This is a genomic window from Catenuloplanes japonicus (assembly GCF_000717135.1).
In the GTDB taxonomy this organism is placed as follows: domain Bacteria; phylum Actinomycetota; class Actinomycetes; order Mycobacteriales; family Micromonosporaceae; genus Catenuloplanes; species Catenuloplanes japonicus.
Map to the genome: position 1 here is coordinate 73,794 of NZ_JNXY01000020.1, position 16,627 is coordinate 90,420.

A 16,627-nucleotide genomic window follows, 5' to 3' on the forward strand; every position below is an offset into this window, starting at 1 on the left:
GAGCCACCCTACCCCTCGTCCGCGAGGACCCGGCGCGCGACGGCCAGCGCGGCGTTGCTCGCCGGCACGCCCGCGTAGACCGCGGTGTGCAGCAGCACCTCGCCGATCTCCGCCGCGGTCAGGCCGTTGCGGCGGGCCGCGCGCACGTGCATGGCCAGCTCGTCGTGGCAGTGCAGCGCGGTCAGTACGGCCAGCGTGATCATGCTGCGGCTGCGCCGGTCGAGGCCGTCGCGGGACCAGACGTCACCCCAGGCGTACCGCGTGATGAAGTCCTGGAACGGCGCGGTCAGCGGCGTGGTGGCCTCGGCCGCGCGGTCCACGTGCGCGTCGCCGAGCACCTGGCGGCGCACGATCATGCCGGCGTCGCGGGGGTTGTCCGGGCGGGTCTCCAGGTGGTCCAGCAGCAGCGCGGTGACCGCGTCCGGGCGTTCCACGTTGGCCAGGTGCGCGGCCTCGGGCAGCACGGCCAGGCGCGCGCCGGGAATCCCGTCCACGATGACCTGCGCGTGCGACGGCGGCGTGGCCGGGTCGTCGCGTCCGGCGATCACCAGCGTGGGGGCGGTGATGCGCGGCAGGTCCGGGCGGAGGTCCAGGTGCTCGATGACGGCACAGCAGCGCGCGTACCCCTCGGGCGGGGTCTTGAGGATCATGCTCTTGAGGTCCGCGGCCAGGTCGGTGTGCCGCTGCGCGAATCCCGCCGTCAGCCAGCGGCCGAGCAGCGCGTCCGCGATCGCCCCGACGCCGTCCGCCCGCACGGTCCGGGCCCGCTCCGCCCAGCCCTCCGGCGGCCCCAACCGCGCGGACGTGCAGCACAACACCATCCGGTCCACCCGCTCCGGCGCGTGCGCGGCCAGCCACATCGCGGTCATCCCGCCGAGCGAGAGTCCCACGACGTGCGCCTTCGCGATGCCGAGCCGATCCAGCAGCGCCAGCGCGTCCCGCCCCAGATCCTCAAGGTCATAATCCCCCGGGGGTACGGGTGAGCGCCCGTTCCCCCGCGCATCACAGCGCACCACCCGGAACCGCCTGCTCAACGCCGGCATCTGCGGATCCCACATGTGCAGATCACTGCCCAGCGAGTTCAGCAGCAGCACCACCGGCGCCCCCACCGGCCCGTCGACCACGTGATGCAGTTCCACGGCCGTCATGCGTCACCCTTCGGGTGGTAGGAGAGGGCGCGGTCGACCAGCGCGCCGGCGCTGCCCAGGTAGGCCGCAGGGTCGAGGAGCGCGGCGACCTCGTCGCGGGACAGGCGGGCGGCGATGCGCGGGTCGTCGGCCGGCGAACCGCCGCCGCGGATCACGTCTGCCACCAGGTCGTGGGCGGCATCCTTGCCGACGGAGGGAGACAGCGCCGCCGCGATGCGCTCGGCCAGCAGCGCGCCGCCGGTCAGGTCCAGGTTGGCGCGCATGCGGGCGGTGTCGATCTCCAGGGTGCCGAGGCAGTCGCGCAGCCAGTGGGCGGCGGAGCCGGTGGCGCGCAGCAGGTCGGTGAGCGGCAGCCACTCCGCGTGCCAGGCGCCGGCCGCGCGCTGATGCTCGTGCGGCATGGCGGCGTAGAGCGTGGCGGCCAGGCCCGGGGCGCGCGCGGCGGAGGCGGCCGCGGAGATCGCGGCGATCGGGTTCGCCTTGTGCGGCATGGAGGAGGAACCACCACGGCCGCCGCCCTCGCGGACCTCGCCGACCTCGGTCTGCGCCAGCAGCACCACGTCCTGCGCGATCTTGGCGATCGTGCCGGCCGCGCCCGCGAGCGCCCCGGCCAGCTCCGCGATCCGGCCCCGGTCGGTGTGCCAGGGCAGGATCGGCTCGTTCAGCCCCAGCTCGTCCGCGAACGCACTGATCAGCACGATCCCGTCCTCGCCCGACCGGCCCTCCGTGAATGCGGCCAGCGTGCCCACCGCGCCGCCGAGCTGTGCCGCCGGAGTCCCGTGCCGCATGCGGGCCAGCCGGGCGCCGGCCGCGTCCAGCGCCGTCATCCACCCGGCCGCGACCAGCCCGAACGTCGTGGGCAAGGCCTGCTGCAGGAGCGTCCGCCCGGCCATCGGCGTGTCCCGGTGCGCGGCGGCCAGCGAGGCGGCCAGGTCCGCGGCCGAGGCCAGGTCCGCGCGCAACGGTCCGGTGGCGCGGTGCGCGACCAGCATGGCGGCCGAGTCGATGATGTCCTGGCTGGTCGCGCCGGCGTGCGCCTGCCGGGCCACGTCGGGCGGCAGCTGGGCGCGCAGCATGCGTACCAGCGGGACGACGGGGTTTCCGGCACCGGCCGCGTCGCGGGAGATCGCGGCCGCGTCGAAGCGCGCGGCCCGGCAGGCCTCCGTGATCGCGGCCGCGGCCGCGGGGGTGACCAGCCCGAGCCGGGCCTGGGCGCGGGCCAGCGCGGCCTCCGCGTCCAGCATCGCCTGCAGCCAGGCCTGGTCGCTCACGGCGTCGTGCACCGGGCCCGCGGACAGCACGCCCCCGAAAAGGCCGCGGTCAGATGGCGAAGAAGACGGTCTCATGGTCCCCCTGGAGCCGGATGTCGAACCGGTACCCGCCCGGCGCCGCGACCGCGACCAGCGTGGACCGGCGATGCTCCGGAACCGTGGCCAGCACCGGATCGGCCGCGTTCGCCTCCGCCTCGTCCGCGAAGTAGATGCGCGTCACCACCCGGTGCAGCAGGCCGCGGGCGAGCACCGAGACGTCGATGTGCGGCGCCTGCGGACGCCCCCCACGGTCCGGCACGATGCCCGGCTTCAGCGTGAGTATCGCCCAGTCGCCGGCGTCGTCGGTGGGACACCGGCCGAATCCACGGAAGCCGGTCTCCGGGCCGAACGCGCCGGCCGGGTCCGCCTGCCAGGTCTCGATCAGCGCGTCCGGCACGACCGCGCCGGTCCCGTCGAAGACCGTGCCGGCGAGCCGCACCGCGCCCGGCGTGCCGGGCGCGACCACCTCCGGGCCGTCGGGCCAGGGCAACCCGATCGAGAGGTACGGCCCGACCGTCTGCGACGGCGTCAGCCCGAGCTCAGTCATCGTGCGGCTCCTCCGTCGGCGTCCCGTCCAGCCCGGCCAGCACGATGTCGAAGCGGAAGCCGAGCGCCCACGAGTCCACGGTCGCGGACAGGTCGAACGTGGAGACCAGCCGCTGCCGCGCCTTCTCGTCCCGGATCGAGTTGAAGATCGGGTCGTAGGCGAACAGCGGGTCGTCCGGGAAGTACATCTGCGTGACCAGGCGCTGGGTGAACGCGCGCCCGAGCAGCGAGAAGTGGATGTGCGCGGGCCGCCAGGCGTTCGGATGGTTGCCCCACGGGTACGCGCCCGGCTTGACCGTTACGAACCGGTAGTTCCCGTCGGAGTCCGTCAGGCACCGCCCCACGCCCGTGAAGTACGGGTCCAGCGGCGCGTCGTGCTGGTCCCACCGGTGCTGGTACCGCCCGGCCGCGTTCGCCTGCCACACCTCGACCAGCGTGTGCGGGATCGGCCGGCCGTCCGCGTCCCGCACCTGGCCGTGCACGATGATCCGCTGGCCCTGGGCCTCGCCGCCGGGGGCGAGCGTCAGGTCGGAGTCCTCCGCGGAGACCCGGCCCTCGCCCAGCAACGGCCCGGTCACCTCGGTGAGCGTGTGCGGCAGCAGCACGAACTGCTCGCGCGGCGCCCGCAGCACCGTCGATCTGTAGCCGGGGGAGAGCAGCGGCGGATGCGTCGTACCGTCGTCGCGTCTGTAACTGCGCATGTCACGCCTCCTCGAGCGCGCGGAGCACGCTCAGCTCGGTCTCACTCGGCGGCTCGGTGGTGGTGAGGTCCGTCGCGATCCGCAGCTCCCAGCCGGTCGCGGCGCGGGCCTGGTCGCGGGTGACGCCGGGGTGCAGGTGGGTCAGCGTCAGCTCGCACGTCTCCGGGTCCGGCGCGAGGACGCCGAGATCCGTCACGACGAGCCGCGGGCCGGTGCCGCGCAGCCCGTGGCGCTCCCGGTCGCCCGGCCCGGCGCCGAAGCCGACCGAGGTGACGAAGTCGACCTTCTCCACGAACGTACGCCGGCTGTGCGTCACGATCACGATGACCTCGCGACAGGACGCCGCGATCTCCGGCGCGCCGCCGGCGCCGGGCAGCCGCACACGCGGATCCGCGTAGTCGTCGCCGATCACCGTCGTGTTGATGTTGCCGAACCGGTCGAGCTGGGCCGCGCCGAGGAAGCCCACGTCGATCCGGCCGGGCTGCAGCCAGTAGTTGAAGATCTCCGGCACGGAGACCACCGTGTCCGCGGTCTCGGCCAGGATGCCGTCGCCGATGGAGAGCGGCAGCCTGCCCGGTTTCGCGCCGATCGTGCCGGACTCGTAGACCAGGACCAGGCGGGGCGCGTGCGTACGCCGGGCCAGGTTCGCGGCGGTGCTGGGCTTGCCGATGCCGACGAAGCAGCGGTCGCCGTCCTTCAGCGCGCGGGCCGCCGCGACCGTCATCATCTCGCCGGCGCTGGCGTGTGCGGGGCGGGTCACGACAGCACCTCCGACCGCAGCCACGCCTGAAAAGCATCCCTGTCCCGCGAAATGTCGTCCCATGCCTGATAAAAGACGTTGTCTCGGTCGTAGTAGCCCATGGCGTACGACGGCCGGGCGCCGCCGGGGACGTGGGCCACGTAGTCGACGGTCCAGCCCGGCAGCACGATCGCGCCCGGCCGTGGCTCCAGCTCGTCGACGATCTCCTCGACCGTGACCAGGGACGTGCGGGAGGCGAGCACGACCTCCTTGTGCACGCCGGTGATGCCCCAGATCTGCACGTTGCCGTCGCGGTCCGCGCGCTGCGCGTGCACGATCGCCACGTCCGGGTTCAGCGCCGGCACCGCGGTCAGCACCTCGCCGGTGAACGGGCAGGTGATCGGCTTGATCGTGGCGGTCTGCGCGGGCAGGTCCGTGCCGGTGTAGCCGCGCAGCACCGCGAACGGCAGCCCGGCCGCACCGGCCGCATAGCGGTTCGCCATGCCGGCGTGGCTGTGCTCCTCGATCTCCAGCGGGGCCGGCCAGCCGTGCTGGGCCGCGTCCCGGAACCGGTGCAGCGAGCCCACGCCCGGGTTGCCGGCCCAGGAGAAGATCAGCTTGCGCGCGCACCCGGCGCCGATCAACTGGTCGTAGACGATGTCCGGCGTCATCCGGACCAGCGTGAGGTCGCGGCGTCCCTGCCGGATGATCTCGTGGCCCGCGGCCACCGGGATCAGGTGGGTGAAGCCCTCCAGCGCGATCGTGTCCCCGTCGTGAACCAGCCGGGCGACCGCGTCGGACAGCGTGGTGATCTCCCCCATGGCGCTCCCGATGTCGGCGAAGGTGTGCGTCCTGCGCACAAGAGTTCGTGGAACGAACGTAACGCCCGCCCCCGACCAGCGTCAACGCCATCTAAGCTGGCGGGTCGGTACGCATAGTGACGTAACAATATCGACGCGCGGGATTGACGTGGCCCAGGTCACGTCATACGTTCTCTCTGGGAACGTGTGTGCGTAATGCGCACAGGACATTGAGGCACAATACGGGGCAAAAACTCACCCGGGAGACTGCTCATGCGCCGCCGCTCTATCTTCAAGCTCAGCGCCGCCGCTGCGGCGCTCGCCACCCTCAACGCGTGCGGCGGTGCCTCGTCGGAGGAGCCGGGCGGCGACGCCGACGGCCCGAAGCAGGTGACGGTCGGCGTCATCCCGATCGTCGACGTGGCGCCCATCTACCTCGGCAAGGAGAAGGGCTTCTTCTCCGCCCGCGGCATCGACCTCAGCCTGGTCGCCGCGCAGGGCGGCTCCGCGATCGTGCCGGGCGTGCTCAGCGGCGAGTTCCAGTTCGGCTTCAGCAACATCACCTCGCTGATGATCGCCCAGACGAAGAACGTGCCGGTCAAGGTCGTGGCGAACGGCGCGGCCTCCACCGGCCAGGCCGGGAAGGACTTCGGCGGCGTCGCGGTGCGCAAGGGCAGTCCGATCACCTCCGCGTCCGCGCTGTCCGGGCGCCGGGTCGCGGTCAACACGCTGAAGAACATCGGCGACACCACGGTCCGCGAGTCGGTCCGCAAGGCCGGCGGCGACCCGGACGACATCGAGTTCGTCGAGATCGCCTTCCCGGACATGCCCGCCGCGCTGGAGAGCGGCCAGGTCGACGCGGCCTGGGTGGTCGAGCCGCAGCTGTCCACCGTGAAGGCCGCGGGCGCGACCGTGATCGCCTCCACCTTCACCGATACCGCGCCGAACCTGACGATCGCGGCCTACTTCGCCGGCACCAAGCTGATCGCGGACGATCCCGCGCTGGTCAAGGGCTTCACCGAGGCCGTCAACGAGTCGCTGGCGTACGCGGACGGTCACCCCGACGAGGTCCGCGCCGTGCTCAGCAGCTACACCAAGATCAGCGAAGAGGTGCGGTCCGCGCTGATCCTGCCGAAGTGGCCGGTCGAGATCAACCGGGCCTCGCTGGAGACGCTGGCCGGCCTCGGCGAGACGGACGGCATCTTCGGCGACGCCACGCCGGACCTGGGGAAGCTGCTGCCGTGAGAGGCCGCCTCGCGCTCGGCCTGGCCGGACTGGCGGGATTCCTGCTGATCCTGGAGGTGATCCCGCGCCTCGGCCTGGTTTCGTCGCGCTACCTCCCACCGGCCACCGAGATCGTGGGTGCGCTCGGCCGTGAGCTGGCCGAGACCGCGTTCTGGACCGCGCTGCGCGACACGCTCAACGGCTGGGTGCTCGGGTTGCTGATCGCGGCCGTCGCCGGCATCGCGCTCGGCCTGCTGATCGGCGCGGTGCCGCTGCTGCGCGAGCTGACCGCGTCCACGATCGAGTTCCTGCGCCCGATCCCGTCCGTCGCGCTCATCCCGCTGGTCGTGGTGCTGCTCGGCACCGGGCTCGAGTCCAAGCTGGTCCTGGTGGTCTACGCCGCGTTCTGGCAGATCCTCGTGCAGGTGCTCTACGGCGTGCGCGACGTCGACCCGGTCGCGGACGAGACCGCGCGCGCCTACGGTCTGGACCGGTCCGCGCGCATCGTCCACGTGCTCTGGCCGACCGCGCTGCCGTTCGTGATGACCGGCCTCCGCCTCGCCGCCGCCGTCGCGCTCATCCTCTGCGTCACCGGCGAGCTGGTCATCGGCGCGCCCGGCCTCGGCACCCGGATCGCGATCGCGCAGACCTCCGGCGCGGTCGCGGACATGTATGCGTTGATCGTCGTCACCGGCCTGCTCGGCGTCGCCATCAACGTGGGCGCGCGGGCCGTCGAGCGGCGCGCGCTCCGCTGGCACCAGTCGGTCCGGAGCGAGGCGGCGGTCTGATGCGCGTGCTGAAATGGACCGCGCTGCCGGTCGTGCTGATCGCGATCTGGTGGTTCGCGACCGCGGGCAGCGAGGAGTTCTACGTACCGCCGCTGCAGACCATCATCGAGTCCGCGCCGGACGTGTGGACGCTCGACCGCCTCCGCGCCGACGTGCTCCCCAGCCTGCTGCGCCTGCTGGCCGGCTTCACGCTCGCGCTGATCATCGGGATCGCGCTCGGCGTGCTGATCGGCGGCCGCCCGCGCGTGCGCGCCACGGTCGAGCCGGTGCTGGAGTTCCTGCGCGCGATCCCGCCACCCGTGCTGGTCCCGGTGATCATGTTGTTCGCCGGCATCGGCGACGGCATGAAGGTGCTGGTCATCGTGTCCGGCTGTGTCTGGCCGATCCTGCTCAACGCGGTCGAGGGCGTGCGCGCGGTCGACGGCGTGCTCACCGAGACCGCCCGCTCCTACGGCCTGACCGGCCCGGCCCGGCTCTGGCGGCTGACGCTGCCGGCCGCCGGCCCGCAGATCGTCGCCGGCGCCCGCCAGGCGCTCTCCGTCGCGATCATCCTCATGGTGATCAGCGAGATGTTCGCGGCCAGCTCCGGCATCGGCTTCACCATCGTCGAGTTCCAGCGCAGCTTCGCGATCCCGGAGATGTGGACCGGCATCATCGTCCTCGGCCTGCTCGGCGTGCTGCTCTCCGGCCTGTTCCGCCTGGCCGAGACCGCGATCCTGGGCTGGTACCACGGCCTGCGCCGCGCGCAGAAGGGTTGACATGCTGAACGTCGAAGGCCTCCGGAAGACCTACACCGGCGACGGCCGTGCCGTCGAGGCGATCCGCGACCTGACCTTCACCGTCCCGGACGGCGACCTGACCTGCCTGGTCGGCCCGTCCGGCTGCGGCAAGACCACGCTGCTCAAGTGCATCGCCGGCCTGCTCACCCCGTCCGGCGGCACGGTCACGCTGGACGGCACGCCGGTCACCGGCCCGCCGCCCGGCATGGCCGTCGTCTTCCAGGAGTACGGTCGCAGCCTCTTCCCCTGGATGCGCGTCGCCGCCAACGTGGAACTCCCGCTGCGCCAGAAACGCCTGCCCCGGGAACGCCGCCGCGAGCTGGTGCACGAGTCGCTGGCCGCGGTCGGCCTCGCCGACGCCCACGCCGCCTACCCCTGGCAGCTCTCCGGCGGCATGCAGCAGCGCGTCGCGATCGCGCGCGCCATCGCCTACGAGCCGCGCGTCCTGCTGATGGACGAGCCGTTCGCCGCCGTCGACGCCCAGACCCGCGCCGACCTCGAAGACCTGATCCGCGGCCTCTGGCAGCGCCTCGGCGTCACCGTCCTCTTCGTCACCCACGACATCGACGAGGCTGTCTACCTCGGCCGCCGCGTCCTGATCCTCTCCTCCTCACCCACGGTGATCCTGGAGGACCTCCCCATCGACCTCCCCGCCGAGCGGGACCAGCTCCACACCCGCGCCACCCCGCGCTTCACCGAGCTCCGCACCCACGTCTACCAGCAGATCCAGGCCGCGAAGAACACAGTTCACGCGGACCGGTAAACGCGTTCCCCCGCTTCCGGTGTGGTTGCGGCAGCGTTGCTCCCGCGGACGGCACCGGACCCCGCCCCTCGTGCGGTGGGTGGCGCGCCGCCCGCGTCGCGAAGATCAAGATCCAGTTCATGTTCCCGCTTCCGGCGTGGTCCGGCAGCGTTGCTCCCGCGGGCAAACCTCGCCGTCCGCCAAGACTCCGCCGGCGCTCCGCTGGTGGATCGCGGCGGGCCGGGACGAGGTCCAGGTGTCGTCCGGGTGCGCGGCGCGGGCGCCTGCATACCGGCGTTGTAGGTGGGCGTTCGCGCCGTGCGGCCAGGCGGTGCCCGGCCACGCCGCAGGCCGTCGGGATCCGCCACCCACGCCCTAGAACGGGAAGTGCTTGGGGCGCTGCTGGAGCGTGATCCAGCGGAGGTCGGTGAACGCGTCGATGCCGGCCCGGCCGCCGAAACGGCCGTAGCCGGAGGCCTTGACGCCGCCGAACGGGGCGATCGGCTCGTCGTCCACGGACTGGTCGTTGACGTGCACGATGCCGGTCTGCAGGCGCCGCGCCAGGTCGAGGCCGCGGGAGAGGTCGGAGGTGAGGACGCCGGCGGTCAGGCCGTACGGGCTGTCGTTGGCGATCGTGACCGCCTGCTCCTCGTCGTCGACCGTGATCACGGTGCAGACCGGCCCGAAGATCTCCTCCGCGTAGATGCGCATGTGCGGCTCCACGCCGGACAGCACGGTCGCCGGGTAGAGCGCCCCGGCCGGCGCGCCGCCGCCGGCCACCAGCTTCGCGCCCTGGGACACCGCCTCGTCCACCAGCCCGGCCACGCGTGCGGCCGCGGACTCGCTGATCAGCGGGCCGACCACGGTGGACGGGTCGGACGGGTCGCCGGCCGGGATCGCGGCGGCCTTCGCGGCGAGCAGCGCGATGAACTCGTCCGCGACCGCGCGGTGCACCAGCACCCGGTCCGCGGACATGCAGATCTGGCCCGCGTTCAGGTACGCCCCGAACGCGACCGCGTTGACCGCGTACTCCAGGTCGGCGTCGTCCAGCACCAGCACGGAGTTCTTCCCGCCGAGCTCCAGCACGGCCGGCGTGAGGTGGCTCGCGGCCAGCTCGCCGATCCGCCGCCCGACCGAGGTGGAGCCGGTGAAGTTCACCCGGCGCACCCGGGGGTCGGCGATCAGCGTCTCCGCGATCACGGCCGCGTCCGCCCGGTCGTTGGTGATCACGTTGAGCACGCCCGGCGGCAGCCCGGCCTCGTGCAGCAGGTCGGCCAGGTAGTGCGCGGCGACCAGCGGCGCGTCCTCGCCGGCCTTGACCACCACGGTGTTGCCGACCGCGAGCGGCGTGGCGATCGCGCGGGTGCCCAGGATGATCGGCGCGTTCCACGGCGCGAACGCGGCCACCACGCCGGCCGGCTGGCGCACGCCGAGCGCGAGCGCGTCCGGGTTGTCGGTGGCGAGCACCTCCCCGAGCGGTGTGCTGACCAGCGCGGCGGCCTCGCGCAGCATGCCGGTGGCCAGGCCGACGTTGAACATGGCCCAGCCGAACGGGCCGCCGGTCTCCGCGCCCATCAGCGCGGCGGCGTCGTGCGCGTGTTCCTCGAGCAAATCGGCGGCCCGGTTGAGGATCTTCCGGCGGACGGACGGCGGGGTGGCGGCCCAGGCGGGGAACGCGGCGTGGGCGGCGTCGACCGCGCGGGTCACGTCCGCGGGCCCGGCGGCGGCGACCAGCGCCAGCGGCGTACCCGTCCAGGGATTGAGGTCTTCGGTGGTGCGGCCGCCGGAGGCGGGAACGTGGTCGCCGTTTATCCAGAGATTGCGGGTGTCTGTCATGGGGGAGCGCTCCAAGTGTTCGCATTGCGCACAACAGTTACCCATATGAACGCTAGAGGTGGCCCACGTAACAGTCAAGAAACGCGGAAGACCCCGCCGATCGCGGGCCGATCGCTGCAGGGAGGCAGCAGTGATCGGTTCGCGACCGGCGGGGCTTCCGATGGCGCACCGGCCACCTCCGGGGCCACCGGAGAGTGAAGCCTGAGAGCCTGGTGCGCGCGCCGTACCGGGTGGTGCGGTGTTACCGGATCAGAGCGTGATGATCTTGATGTTGCTGAGCGTCACGTCGCCGCCCTTGCCCTCGGCGGAGCAGATGTTGATCTGCTTGACCTTGCCGGAGCCGTCCGTGGTGTTGAAGCAGAGGACGTAGTTGTTCGCGTCGCCGCCCTGGACCGTGACGTTGACGTTCTTCTGCAGGCCGCCGCCGTTGTAGCCCTTGACGTCGACGTTGTTCAGGCCCCACACGGCGCCGCCGCCGAACGTCGAGCAGTCGTCGCGCTGGTTGAGCTTGTCCGAGATGACGTTCCAGCACTTGGCGGACGCGCCGCCGTCGGTACCCTTCGGCACGCCGGCCCGGTCGATGACCGCGGACTGGATGGTCCGGGCGACGTTGCCCTTCTGCACGGTCACGTTGTTCAGGTAGACCTTGCCGCCCTTGGCGGTGGCCCAGCACTTGGTCATCTGACCGGTGCCCTTGGCGCGGTGGTTCTCGCACTTGTCGGCCGCGATGCCGACGCGGGCGGCCGCCCGGTCCAGCGAGGCGAGCGCGGACGCGTTGGCCTTCGCGGCGGACTGGGACACGATGATCTCGACGCCGCTGAGGCCGACCGAGCCGCCGGCCGCGTTCGCCTTGCAGTTGTTGAGCTGCAGCTTGTAGCCGGCCTTCTTGGCGATCGCGAGCGCGGACGCGACATTGCCGCAGACCACGGTCGAGTTGCCGTCGCCGCCCTTGATGGCGATGTCGGCGTCGGCGGCGGAGGCCGGCGACGGTGCGACGGTCATGGCCAGTGCGAGCGTCAGCACGCCGGATGCGACCGCGCCGATGCGCGTCAGGTTCTGCAGTCTCATGAAGTCTTCCCTGTGTTGGAGGCGGGGCCGGCGAGGGTCTGCACGGCGCCGGTGCTGAGGTCCTGCACGGTGACGGTGAAGCTGCGGGCGAGCGTGGGCTTGCAGTCCAGGCCGGTGATCACCGGTGGCTGGACGGAGAACCCGGCTACCTGCTCGCCGGCGCGTACGCCGTCGCCGTCTGCCTTGTGTTCGGAGACGACCTCGGTCTCGGAGGAGGCCTGCGAGTTGAGCGACACACCGTTGCCGATGCAGACGACGTCGATGGTGCCGATGGCCCGGATCGAGACCAGGCCGGTCGACCACGGCTTCGCTCCGGTCTCGCGGAACATGACCTTGAGCAGGGTGCCGTCCCACGTGGCGGTGTTCGTGCCGGCGAACGCGGGCGTCACGGCCACGGCCTGCGCCGGGGACGGCACCGCGATCAGAGCCGCCACGCCGCCGGTGACCAGGAGCGCGCCTATGCGGGAGATCGTCATCGTCATCCGCCCGTCACGTACTTGCGCTCGCAGCCGGAGTACCAGGCGTTCTTCGCCGGGCCGATGCACCGGTCACCGCCGGAGCCGCCGTCCGCCTTGCCGCCGTTGGGGCCGGCCACCAGCCGGTCGTCGTCCGCGCCGCCGTAGAGCGTGTCCCAGCCGGGACCGCCGACGAGGATGTCGTCGCCGGCGCCGCCGATCAGGGTGTCGTCGCCGGCGAGCCCGAGCAGGATGTCGTCGCCGCCGAAGCCGCAGATGACGTCCCTGCCCTTGGTGCCGATGAGCTTGTCGTCACCGGAGGTGCCGTTGATGGTGCAGGCCGGCCACGGCTTGGGCGCGGCCGGCGTCGCCGCCTGGGCCACACCGGGCGCGAACGCGGCGGCCATGAGAAGAGAGAACGAGGCGCCCGTCAGGAGGGCGCCCCGGGTCGGACTGGTCATCTCGCCATTCCTTCCGTGACTGCGGCACGAGGGGCGCGGCGTGCGCTGAGAGCCCGTGCACGCACTTGCCGACGAGTCGGAGGAGAACCTCACCTCGCGGGCGGCCCGGAGTGTGCCGCCGTGCTGCCCGCGAGGCGGGGGAGGACCGCAATGAGGTGAGGGGACCGGTCGCCCGGTCCCCTCAGCGAAATCAGCTGGTCTGGATGACCGTGAAGTCGACGTTGGTCAGCTTGACGTCGCCACCCTTGGCGTCCGAGATCGCGGCGCAGTCCTGGTAGTTCTTCGAGGACGCGGCACCGCTGAGCACGTTCGCGCAGGCCGCGTAGCCCACCGCGTCGCCACCGGCGATCTTGATGTCGGCGCTGTTGAGCTTCTTGCCCTTGCCGCCGGACGCGTCCTGGATCACGTTGACGTCGACGTCCTTGAGGACGACGCCGCCACCCTGCGCGGACGAGATGTTGCTGCAGGACTGGATCTTCGGCGGGGTCTTCTTCAGCTTGGCGTAGGTCTTCGCCACGTTGAAGCAGGCGCCGACGGCCTTGGCGTCGCCGCCCAGGATCGCGATGTCCGCCTTGTTGGTGGTCGAGGACGGCGTGCCGAAGCCGGCGGCGGCCGGGGCGGCGGCCACGGCGACACCGAACGCGGCGGTGGCGATCATCAGGGAGATGCGGCCGGTGGTGGCCATGGTGATCTTCATGGTGAGAGCTCCTGAAGTGCACGTGCCGGAATCGGTCCGACGCCGTCCCGAGGGAGTGCAGTAACCGGAGGTAACTGCGTGATCACCCGGGCATGGCAAACACTATTCAGCGCAGGCGCAAAGAGCCCGTATTTTCGCCATGTGTAGGCTGTCGCGTAATTTACACTACGATTTCGTAAAAAATCCGGCATGTCGGATACAAGAAACTAGGATGGATTGTTTACGCGGTGTAGTGCGCGACCGGCGCGGGCAGACAGGGCCTAGTACCCGCTAATCGCGGACCAAACCCTTTTGCGGCAACGAATCCGGCGCGCCGCCCAGCTTCTCCGCGACGCCCTCGTTGAACCGCTCCAGCAGGTCCGCGAACCGCTCCCGGTCCCGCGCCGGCCACGAATCGGTGAGATCCCGCAGCAGTTCCCGGCGCGCCGCGCGCATGCCGCGCAGCACCTCCGTGCCGTGCTCCGTGATCTGGATCAGCGCGGCGCGCCGGTCACCCGGGTCGGCCGAGCGGCTGATCAGGCCCTCGGCCTGCAGCGACTGCACCTGACGGGACACCGTGGAGACGTCCAGCCCGAACAGCGTGGCCAGCGCGGTCAGCCGCATCGGCCCGTCGTCGTGCAGGCGGCCGAGAATCGCGTACGCCGCGCGCTCCACGTGCCGCGCCACGCCGGGCAGGCGCACGTGGATCCGCTGGGTGCGCCGCACGAGCAGCGTCAGCTCGCGCTCGATGCGGTCCCGGTCGTCGTCGGTCATCGCGCCCATCCCTCGTGCCGCTGCGGTGCTCACCGCGGTGCCGTGCTGCTCGGGCAGGAGAGCTGTTGCCGCCACGAGGGCGCAGCCGCCGCGTCAGCCGAAGGTCAAGTGTGGCGGGCCCGCACCCTCACGACAAACCGGGCCGCCACGGTACGACCGGAGCCACCCCTCCCGCGTGCGGCGACCGCGCGTGGCCCCGCACAAGCGCGGGGACTGTGCGACCGATCACGATCGTGGCGGCCGCTCGCGCGTGCGGGGGCCGGGCGTGCGCACCTGTGCCAGAGTGCAGGAATGGCTCAGCGACCCGGCCTGCGCGACGTGCCGGCCGAACCGGGCCGCTTCCGGCTGGGCCTGCGCGTCCTGCGCGACTGGCGGCCCACGTTCCCCCGTTTCCGGGCGCTCGCGCGCGCGATGCTCACCTCGTTCGTGGTGCTCGCGGCCACGCTCTGGCTGCTGCCCGGCGTCAACGCCAGCGGCCTGGTCGCGCTGCTCTGGCTGGTCGCGCTGGTCACCGGCGTGGGCGCGCTGCTGCGGCCGCTGCTGCTGGTGCTCGCGACCGTGCTGGGCGGCCTCGGCGCGCTGCTGCTCGGCATCGTGGTGCAGGCGATCATCCTGTACGTCGCGCTGCGCCTGAACCCGGCCGGCGGCGGCACCGGGTTCGAGGTCGCGTTCGCCGCGTCCTGGATCGCGATCGCGCTGGCCGCGGTGGTCAACTGGGTGGTCGACGCCGGCACCGACGACACGTTCGTGCTGGAGAGCATGCGCCTGATGTCCCGCGTCCGGCGCAGCAATCCGCGTCCGGCGGACCACGACCGGGACGGCATGATCATCGTCCAGCTGGACGGCGTGTCCGCGCCGCTGCTGCGCTGGGCGGTCCGGGCCGGGAACCTGCCGAACATGGGCCGCTGGCTGCGCGACGGCACGCACCGGATGGCATCGTTCCACACCGGAGTGCCGGCCACCACGCCCGCGGTGCAGGCCGGCATCCTCTACGGCGACGTGCGCCAGGTGCCGGCGTTCCGCTGGTACGAGAAGGCGGAGCGCCGCCTGATGGTCACCAACCGCCCGCGCGACGCGGCCGAGATCGAGCGCCGCCTCTCCACCGGCCGCGGCCTGCTCCGGGACGGCGGCGTCAGCATCAGCAACGTGTTCCCGGGCGACGCGGAGACGTGCCTGCTCACGGTGTCCCGCGCGGCGCTGCCCGGCCCGTCCTCCGCCGGGTACGTCTCGTTCATGACGTTCGGCCTGGCCCGCGCGATCGTGCTGGGCTTCGGCGAGATCATGAAGGAGCTGTGGCAGAGCCGTCAGCAGCGCCGCCGTGACGTGCAGCCGCGCATCCGCCGGGGCGGCTACTACCTGCTGCTGCGCCCCGCGACGAACGTGCTGCTGCGCGACCTGAACGTGTCGCTGATCGCGGAGCAGATGGCGAAGGGCGCGCCGGTCGTCTACTGCGACTTCGTGGACTACGACGAGGTGGCGCACCACGCCGGGCCGGCCCGCCACGAGGCGCTGCACTCGCTGGAGGGCCTGGACCGGGTGGTCGGCATCCTGCACCGGCTGGCCGAGGACGCGTCCCGCAACTACCACCTGGTGCTGCTCTCCGATCACGGCCAGGCGCAGGGCGCCACGTTCCGGCAGCGGCACGGCGAGCGCGTCGAGGACGTGGTGGAGCGGCTGGTCCAGCGCGCCGGTACCGAGGCACCGACCGGCCCGGCCCGCTCCTCGACCGCGCCCGTGGAGCAGTGGGGGCCGGTGAACGCGCTGCTCACCGAGGCCGCGAACCGGTCCGGCCCGACCGCGGCGGCGACCCGGGCCGCGACCCGGAAGCGCTCCGAGGGCGGCGAGGTCACGCTCGGGCCGGCCGACGGCGGCCCGGACACGGACGGCGACCCGGAGTCCGTGGTGGTCGCGTCCGGGAACCTGGCGATGGTCTACCTGCCACGGCTGCCCGGCAAGGCCACGAAGGAGCAGCTGGACGCCGCGTACCCCGGACTGGTCGAGGATCTGGCCTCGCATCCGGGCGTGGGTGTGCTGGTCGTGGACGGGGAGGCCGGGCCGGTCGCGCACGGGTCCCGGGGGCGGCACCGGCTGTCGGACGGCGTGGTCGAGGGCGAGGATCCGCTGCTGCCGTACGGTCCGAAGGCCCGCGCCGACCTGCTGCGGCACCAGGGCATGGACCACGTCGGCGACCTGGTGCTGATCAGCCCGGTCGACGCCGCGACCGAGGACGTGGCCGCCTACGAGGAGCTGGTCGGCTCGCACGGCGGGCTCGGCGGCTGGCAGACCGAGGCGATGGTGCTGCACCCGGGCGCCTGGTCGCGCGAGACCGAGGAGTTCGACGGCCCCGACTCCGTGCACCGGCAGCTGTTGATCTGGCTGGAGAAGCTGGGCGTGCGCCCGCCGGAGCTCGCCGGCGACGAGGCGCCGATGCTGCCCGGGACGGCGGTGGCCGCACCGGCGTTTCCCGACGCGGCGACGGCGACCCGGAGCGATCGGCGATAAGCGCCGGGCCTTTCCGCTCCGGCGCCTCAGGGCGCCGAATGCTGACGTTCCGGGTGCGGAGCGCCCCCGGGCCGCAGG

General features: G+C 72.4%; 17 protein-coding genes. 5 read left to right on the forward strand and 12 right to left on the reverse strand.

What is annotated here, in order from left to right; translation table 11 throughout:
• Positions 1-8: 8 nt before the first annotated feature.
• From pcaDC to OP04_RS26225, 6 genes are read right to left on the reverse strand one after another with little or no spacing between them, the layout of a single operon-like run.
• Positions 9-1,148, reverse strand: a complete 1,140-nt coding sequence (gene pcaDC, locus OP04_RS26200) for a bifunctional 3-oxoadipate enol-lactonase/4-carboxymuconolactone decarboxylase PcaDC (protein ID WP_033342493.1) — start codon at positions 1,146-1,148, stop codon at positions 9-11.
• Complete coding sequence (gene pcaB / locus OP04_RS26205; RefSeq protein WP_232323743.1) at positions 1,145-2,449, reverse strand: 3-carboxy-cis,cis-muconate cycloisomerase; 1,305 nt, start codon at positions 2,447-2,449, stop codon at positions 1,145-1,147. Before pcaB ends, pcaDC begins: the two co-directional genes overlap by 4 nt.
• A gap of 19 nt (positions 2,450-2,468) precedes the next feature.
• Entirely contained in the window at positions 2,469-3,005 is a 537-nt protein-coding gene (gene pcaG, locus OP04_RS26210) for a protocatechuate 3,4-dioxygenase subunit alpha (RefSeq protein ID WP_033342495.1), read from the reverse strand.
• Positions 2,998-3,705 carry a protocatechuate 3,4-dioxygenase subunit beta gene (gene pcaH / locus OP04_RS26215; RefSeq protein ID WP_033342496.1) on the reverse strand — a complete coding sequence of 236 codons (708 nt, stop codon included), beginning with the start codon at positions 3,703-3,705 and terminating at the stop codon, positions 2,998-3,000. Before pcaH ends, pcaG begins: the two co-directional genes overlap by 8 nt.
• Position 3,706: 1 nt before the next feature.
• Positions 3,707-4,465 carry a CoA-transferase subunit beta gene (locus OP04_RS26220; RefSeq protein ID WP_232323744.1) on the reverse strand — a complete coding sequence of 253 codons (759 nt, stop codon included), beginning with the start codon at positions 4,463-4,465 and terminating at the stop codon, positions 3,707-3,709.
• Positions 4,462-5,265: a CoA transferase subunit A gene (locus OP04_RS26225; RefSeq protein WP_033342599.1), complete on the reverse strand. Its 804-nt coding sequence runs from the start codon at positions 5,263-5,265 to the stop codon at positions 4,462-4,464. The genes OP04_RS26220 and OP04_RS26225 overlap by 4 nt, the downstream gene beginning before the upstream one ends.
• Before the next feature lie 252 nt (positions 5,266-5,517).
• On the opposite strand from OP04_RS26225, the gene OP04_RS26230 reads away from it, so the two are divergent.
• The 4 genes from OP04_RS26230 to OP04_RS26245 are packed head-to-tail and all read left to right on the forward strand — an operon-like array spanning position 5,518 to position 8,798.
• Positions 5,518-6,489 (forward strand): ABC transporter substrate-binding protein, encoded by a 972-nt coding sequence (locus OP04_RS26230; protein ID WP_033342498.1) that lies wholly within the window; start codon positions 5,518-5,520, stop codon positions 6,487-6,489.
• A complete protein-coding gene (locus OP04_RS26235) occupies positions 6,486-7,256 on the forward strand; it encodes an ABC transporter permease (RefSeq protein WP_033342499.1) in 771 nt (256 codons plus the stop codon). The genes OP04_RS26230 and OP04_RS26235 overlap by 4 nt, the downstream gene beginning before the upstream one ends.
• Positions 7,256-8,014 carry an ABC transporter permease gene (locus OP04_RS26240; protein ID WP_033342500.1) on the forward strand — a complete coding sequence of 253 codons (759 nt, stop codon included), beginning with the start codon at positions 7,256-7,258 and terminating at the stop codon, positions 8,012-8,014. Before OP04_RS26235 ends, OP04_RS26240 begins: the two co-directional genes overlap by 1 nt.
• 1 nt (position 8,015) lies before the next feature.
• A complete protein-coding gene (locus OP04_RS26245) occupies positions 8,016-8,798 on the forward strand; it encodes an ABC transporter ATP-binding protein (RefSeq protein WP_033342501.1) in 783 nt (260 codons plus the stop codon).
• A gap of 354 nt (positions 8,799-9,152) precedes the next feature.
• On the opposite strand, the gene OP04_RS26250 is transcribed toward OP04_RS26245, so the two are convergent.
• From OP04_RS26250 to OP04_RS26265, 6 genes are all read right to left on the reverse strand, one after another.
• Positions 9,153-10,613 (reverse strand): aldehyde dehydrogenase family protein, encoded by a 1,461-nt coding sequence (locus OP04_RS26250; RefSeq protein WP_033342502.1) that lies wholly within the window; start codon positions 10,611-10,613, stop codon positions 9,153-9,155.
• Positions 10,614-10,862: 249 nt separating this feature from the next.
• Complete coding sequence (locus OP04_RS50110; protein WP_051799043.1) at positions 10,863-11,681, reverse strand: hypothetical protein; 819 nt, start codon at positions 11,679-11,681, stop codon at positions 10,863-10,865.
• Positions 11,678-12,157 carry a hypothetical protein gene (locus tag OP04_RS50115; protein ID WP_051799045.1) on the reverse strand — a complete coding sequence of 160 codons (480 nt, stop codon included), beginning with the start codon at positions 12,155-12,157 and terminating at the stop codon, positions 11,678-11,680. Before OP04_RS50115 ends, OP04_RS50110 begins: the two co-directional genes overlap by 4 nt.
• 2 nt (positions 12,158-12,159) lie before the next feature.
• Positions 12,160-12,597, reverse strand: a complete 438-nt coding sequence (locus OP04_RS56520) for a calcium-binding protein (RefSeq protein WP_051799047.1) — start codon at positions 12,595-12,597, stop codon at positions 12,160-12,162.
• Positions 12,598-12,787: 190 nt separating this feature from the next.
• A complete protein-coding gene (locus OP04_RS26260) occupies positions 12,788-13,294 on the reverse strand; it encodes a hypothetical protein (RefSeq protein ID WP_033342503.1) in 507 nt (168 codons plus the stop codon).
• 270 nt (positions 13,295-13,564) lie between these two features.
• A complete protein-coding gene (locus tag OP04_RS26265) occupies positions 13,565-14,047 on the reverse strand; it encodes a MarR family winged helix-turn-helix transcriptional regulator (RefSeq protein WP_198153980.1) in 483 nt (160 codons plus the stop codon).
• A gap of 291 nt (positions 14,048-14,338) precedes the next feature.
• Here OP04_RS26265 and OP04_RS26270 point away from each other — a divergent pair, with 291 nt between their 5' ends.
• The gene (locus OP04_RS26270; protein WP_085066781.1) at positions 14,339-16,549 is read left to right on the forward strand and encodes an alkaline phosphatase family protein; all 2,211 of its coding nucleotides are present in this window, start codon (positions 14,339-14,341) and stop codon (positions 16,547-16,549) included.
• The last annotated feature ends 78 nt before the right edge of the window (positions 16,550-16,627 follow it).

What these genes read in the sequence shown, in the direction of transcription:
- pcaDC (WP_033342493.1), bottom strand. Translation starts at nt 1,148, where the DNA reads ATGACGGCCGTGGAACTGCATCACGTGGTCGACGGGCCGGTGGGGGCG.
- pcaG (WP_033342495.1), bottom strand. Translation starts at nt 3,005, where the DNA reads ATGACTGAGCTCGGGCTGACGCCGTCGCAGACGGTCGGGCCGTACCTC.
- pcaH (WP_033342496.1), bottom strand. Translation starts at nt 3,705, where the DNA reads ATGCGCAGTTACAGACGCGACGACGGTACGACGCATCCGCCGCTGCTC.
- OP04_RS26225 (WP_033342599.1), bottom strand. Translation starts at nt 5,265, where the DNA reads ATGGGGGAGATCACCACGCTGTCCGACGCGGTCGCCCGGCTGGTTCAC.
- OP04_RS26230 (WP_033342498.1), top strand. Translation starts at nt 5,518, where the DNA reads ATGCGCCGCCGCTCTATCTTCAAGCTCAGCGCCGCCGCTGCGGCGCTC.
- OP04_RS26240 (WP_033342500.1), top strand. Translation starts at nt 7,256, where the DNA reads ATGCGCGTGCTGAAATGGACCGCGCTGCCGGTCGTGCTGATCGCGATC.
- OP04_RS26245 (WP_033342501.1), top strand. Translation starts at nt 8,016, where the DNA reads ATGCTGAACGTCGAAGGCCTCCGGAAGACCTACACCGGCGACGGCCGT.
- OP04_RS26250 (WP_033342502.1), bottom strand. Translation starts at nt 10,613, where the DNA reads ATGACAGACACCCGCAATCTCTGGATAAACGGCGACCACGTTCCCGCC.
- OP04_RS50110 (WP_051799043.1), bottom strand. Translation starts at nt 11,681, where the DNA reads ATGAGACTGCAGAACCTGACGCGCATCGGCGCGGTCGCATCCGGCGTG.
- OP04_RS50115 (WP_051799045.1), bottom strand. Translation starts at nt 12,157, where the DNA reads ATGACGATCTCCCGCATAGGCGCGCTCCTGGTCACCGGCGGCGTGGCG.
- OP04_RS56520 (WP_051799047.1), bottom strand. Translation starts at nt 12,597, where the DNA reads ATGACCAGTCCGACCCGGGGCGCCCTCCTGACGGGCGCCTCGTTCTCT.
- OP04_RS26260 (WP_033342503.1), bottom strand. Translation starts at nt 13,294, where the DNA reads ATGAAGATCACCATGGCCACCACCGGCCGCATCTCCCTGATGATCGCC.
- OP04_RS26265 (WP_198153980.1), bottom strand. Translation starts at nt 14,047, where the DNA reads ATGACCGACGACGACCGGGACCGCATCGAGCGCGAGCTGACGCTGCTC.
- OP04_RS26270 (WP_085066781.1), top strand. Translation starts at nt 14,339, where the DNA reads ATGGCTCAGCGACCCGGCCTGCGCGACGTGCCGGCCGAACCGGGCCGC.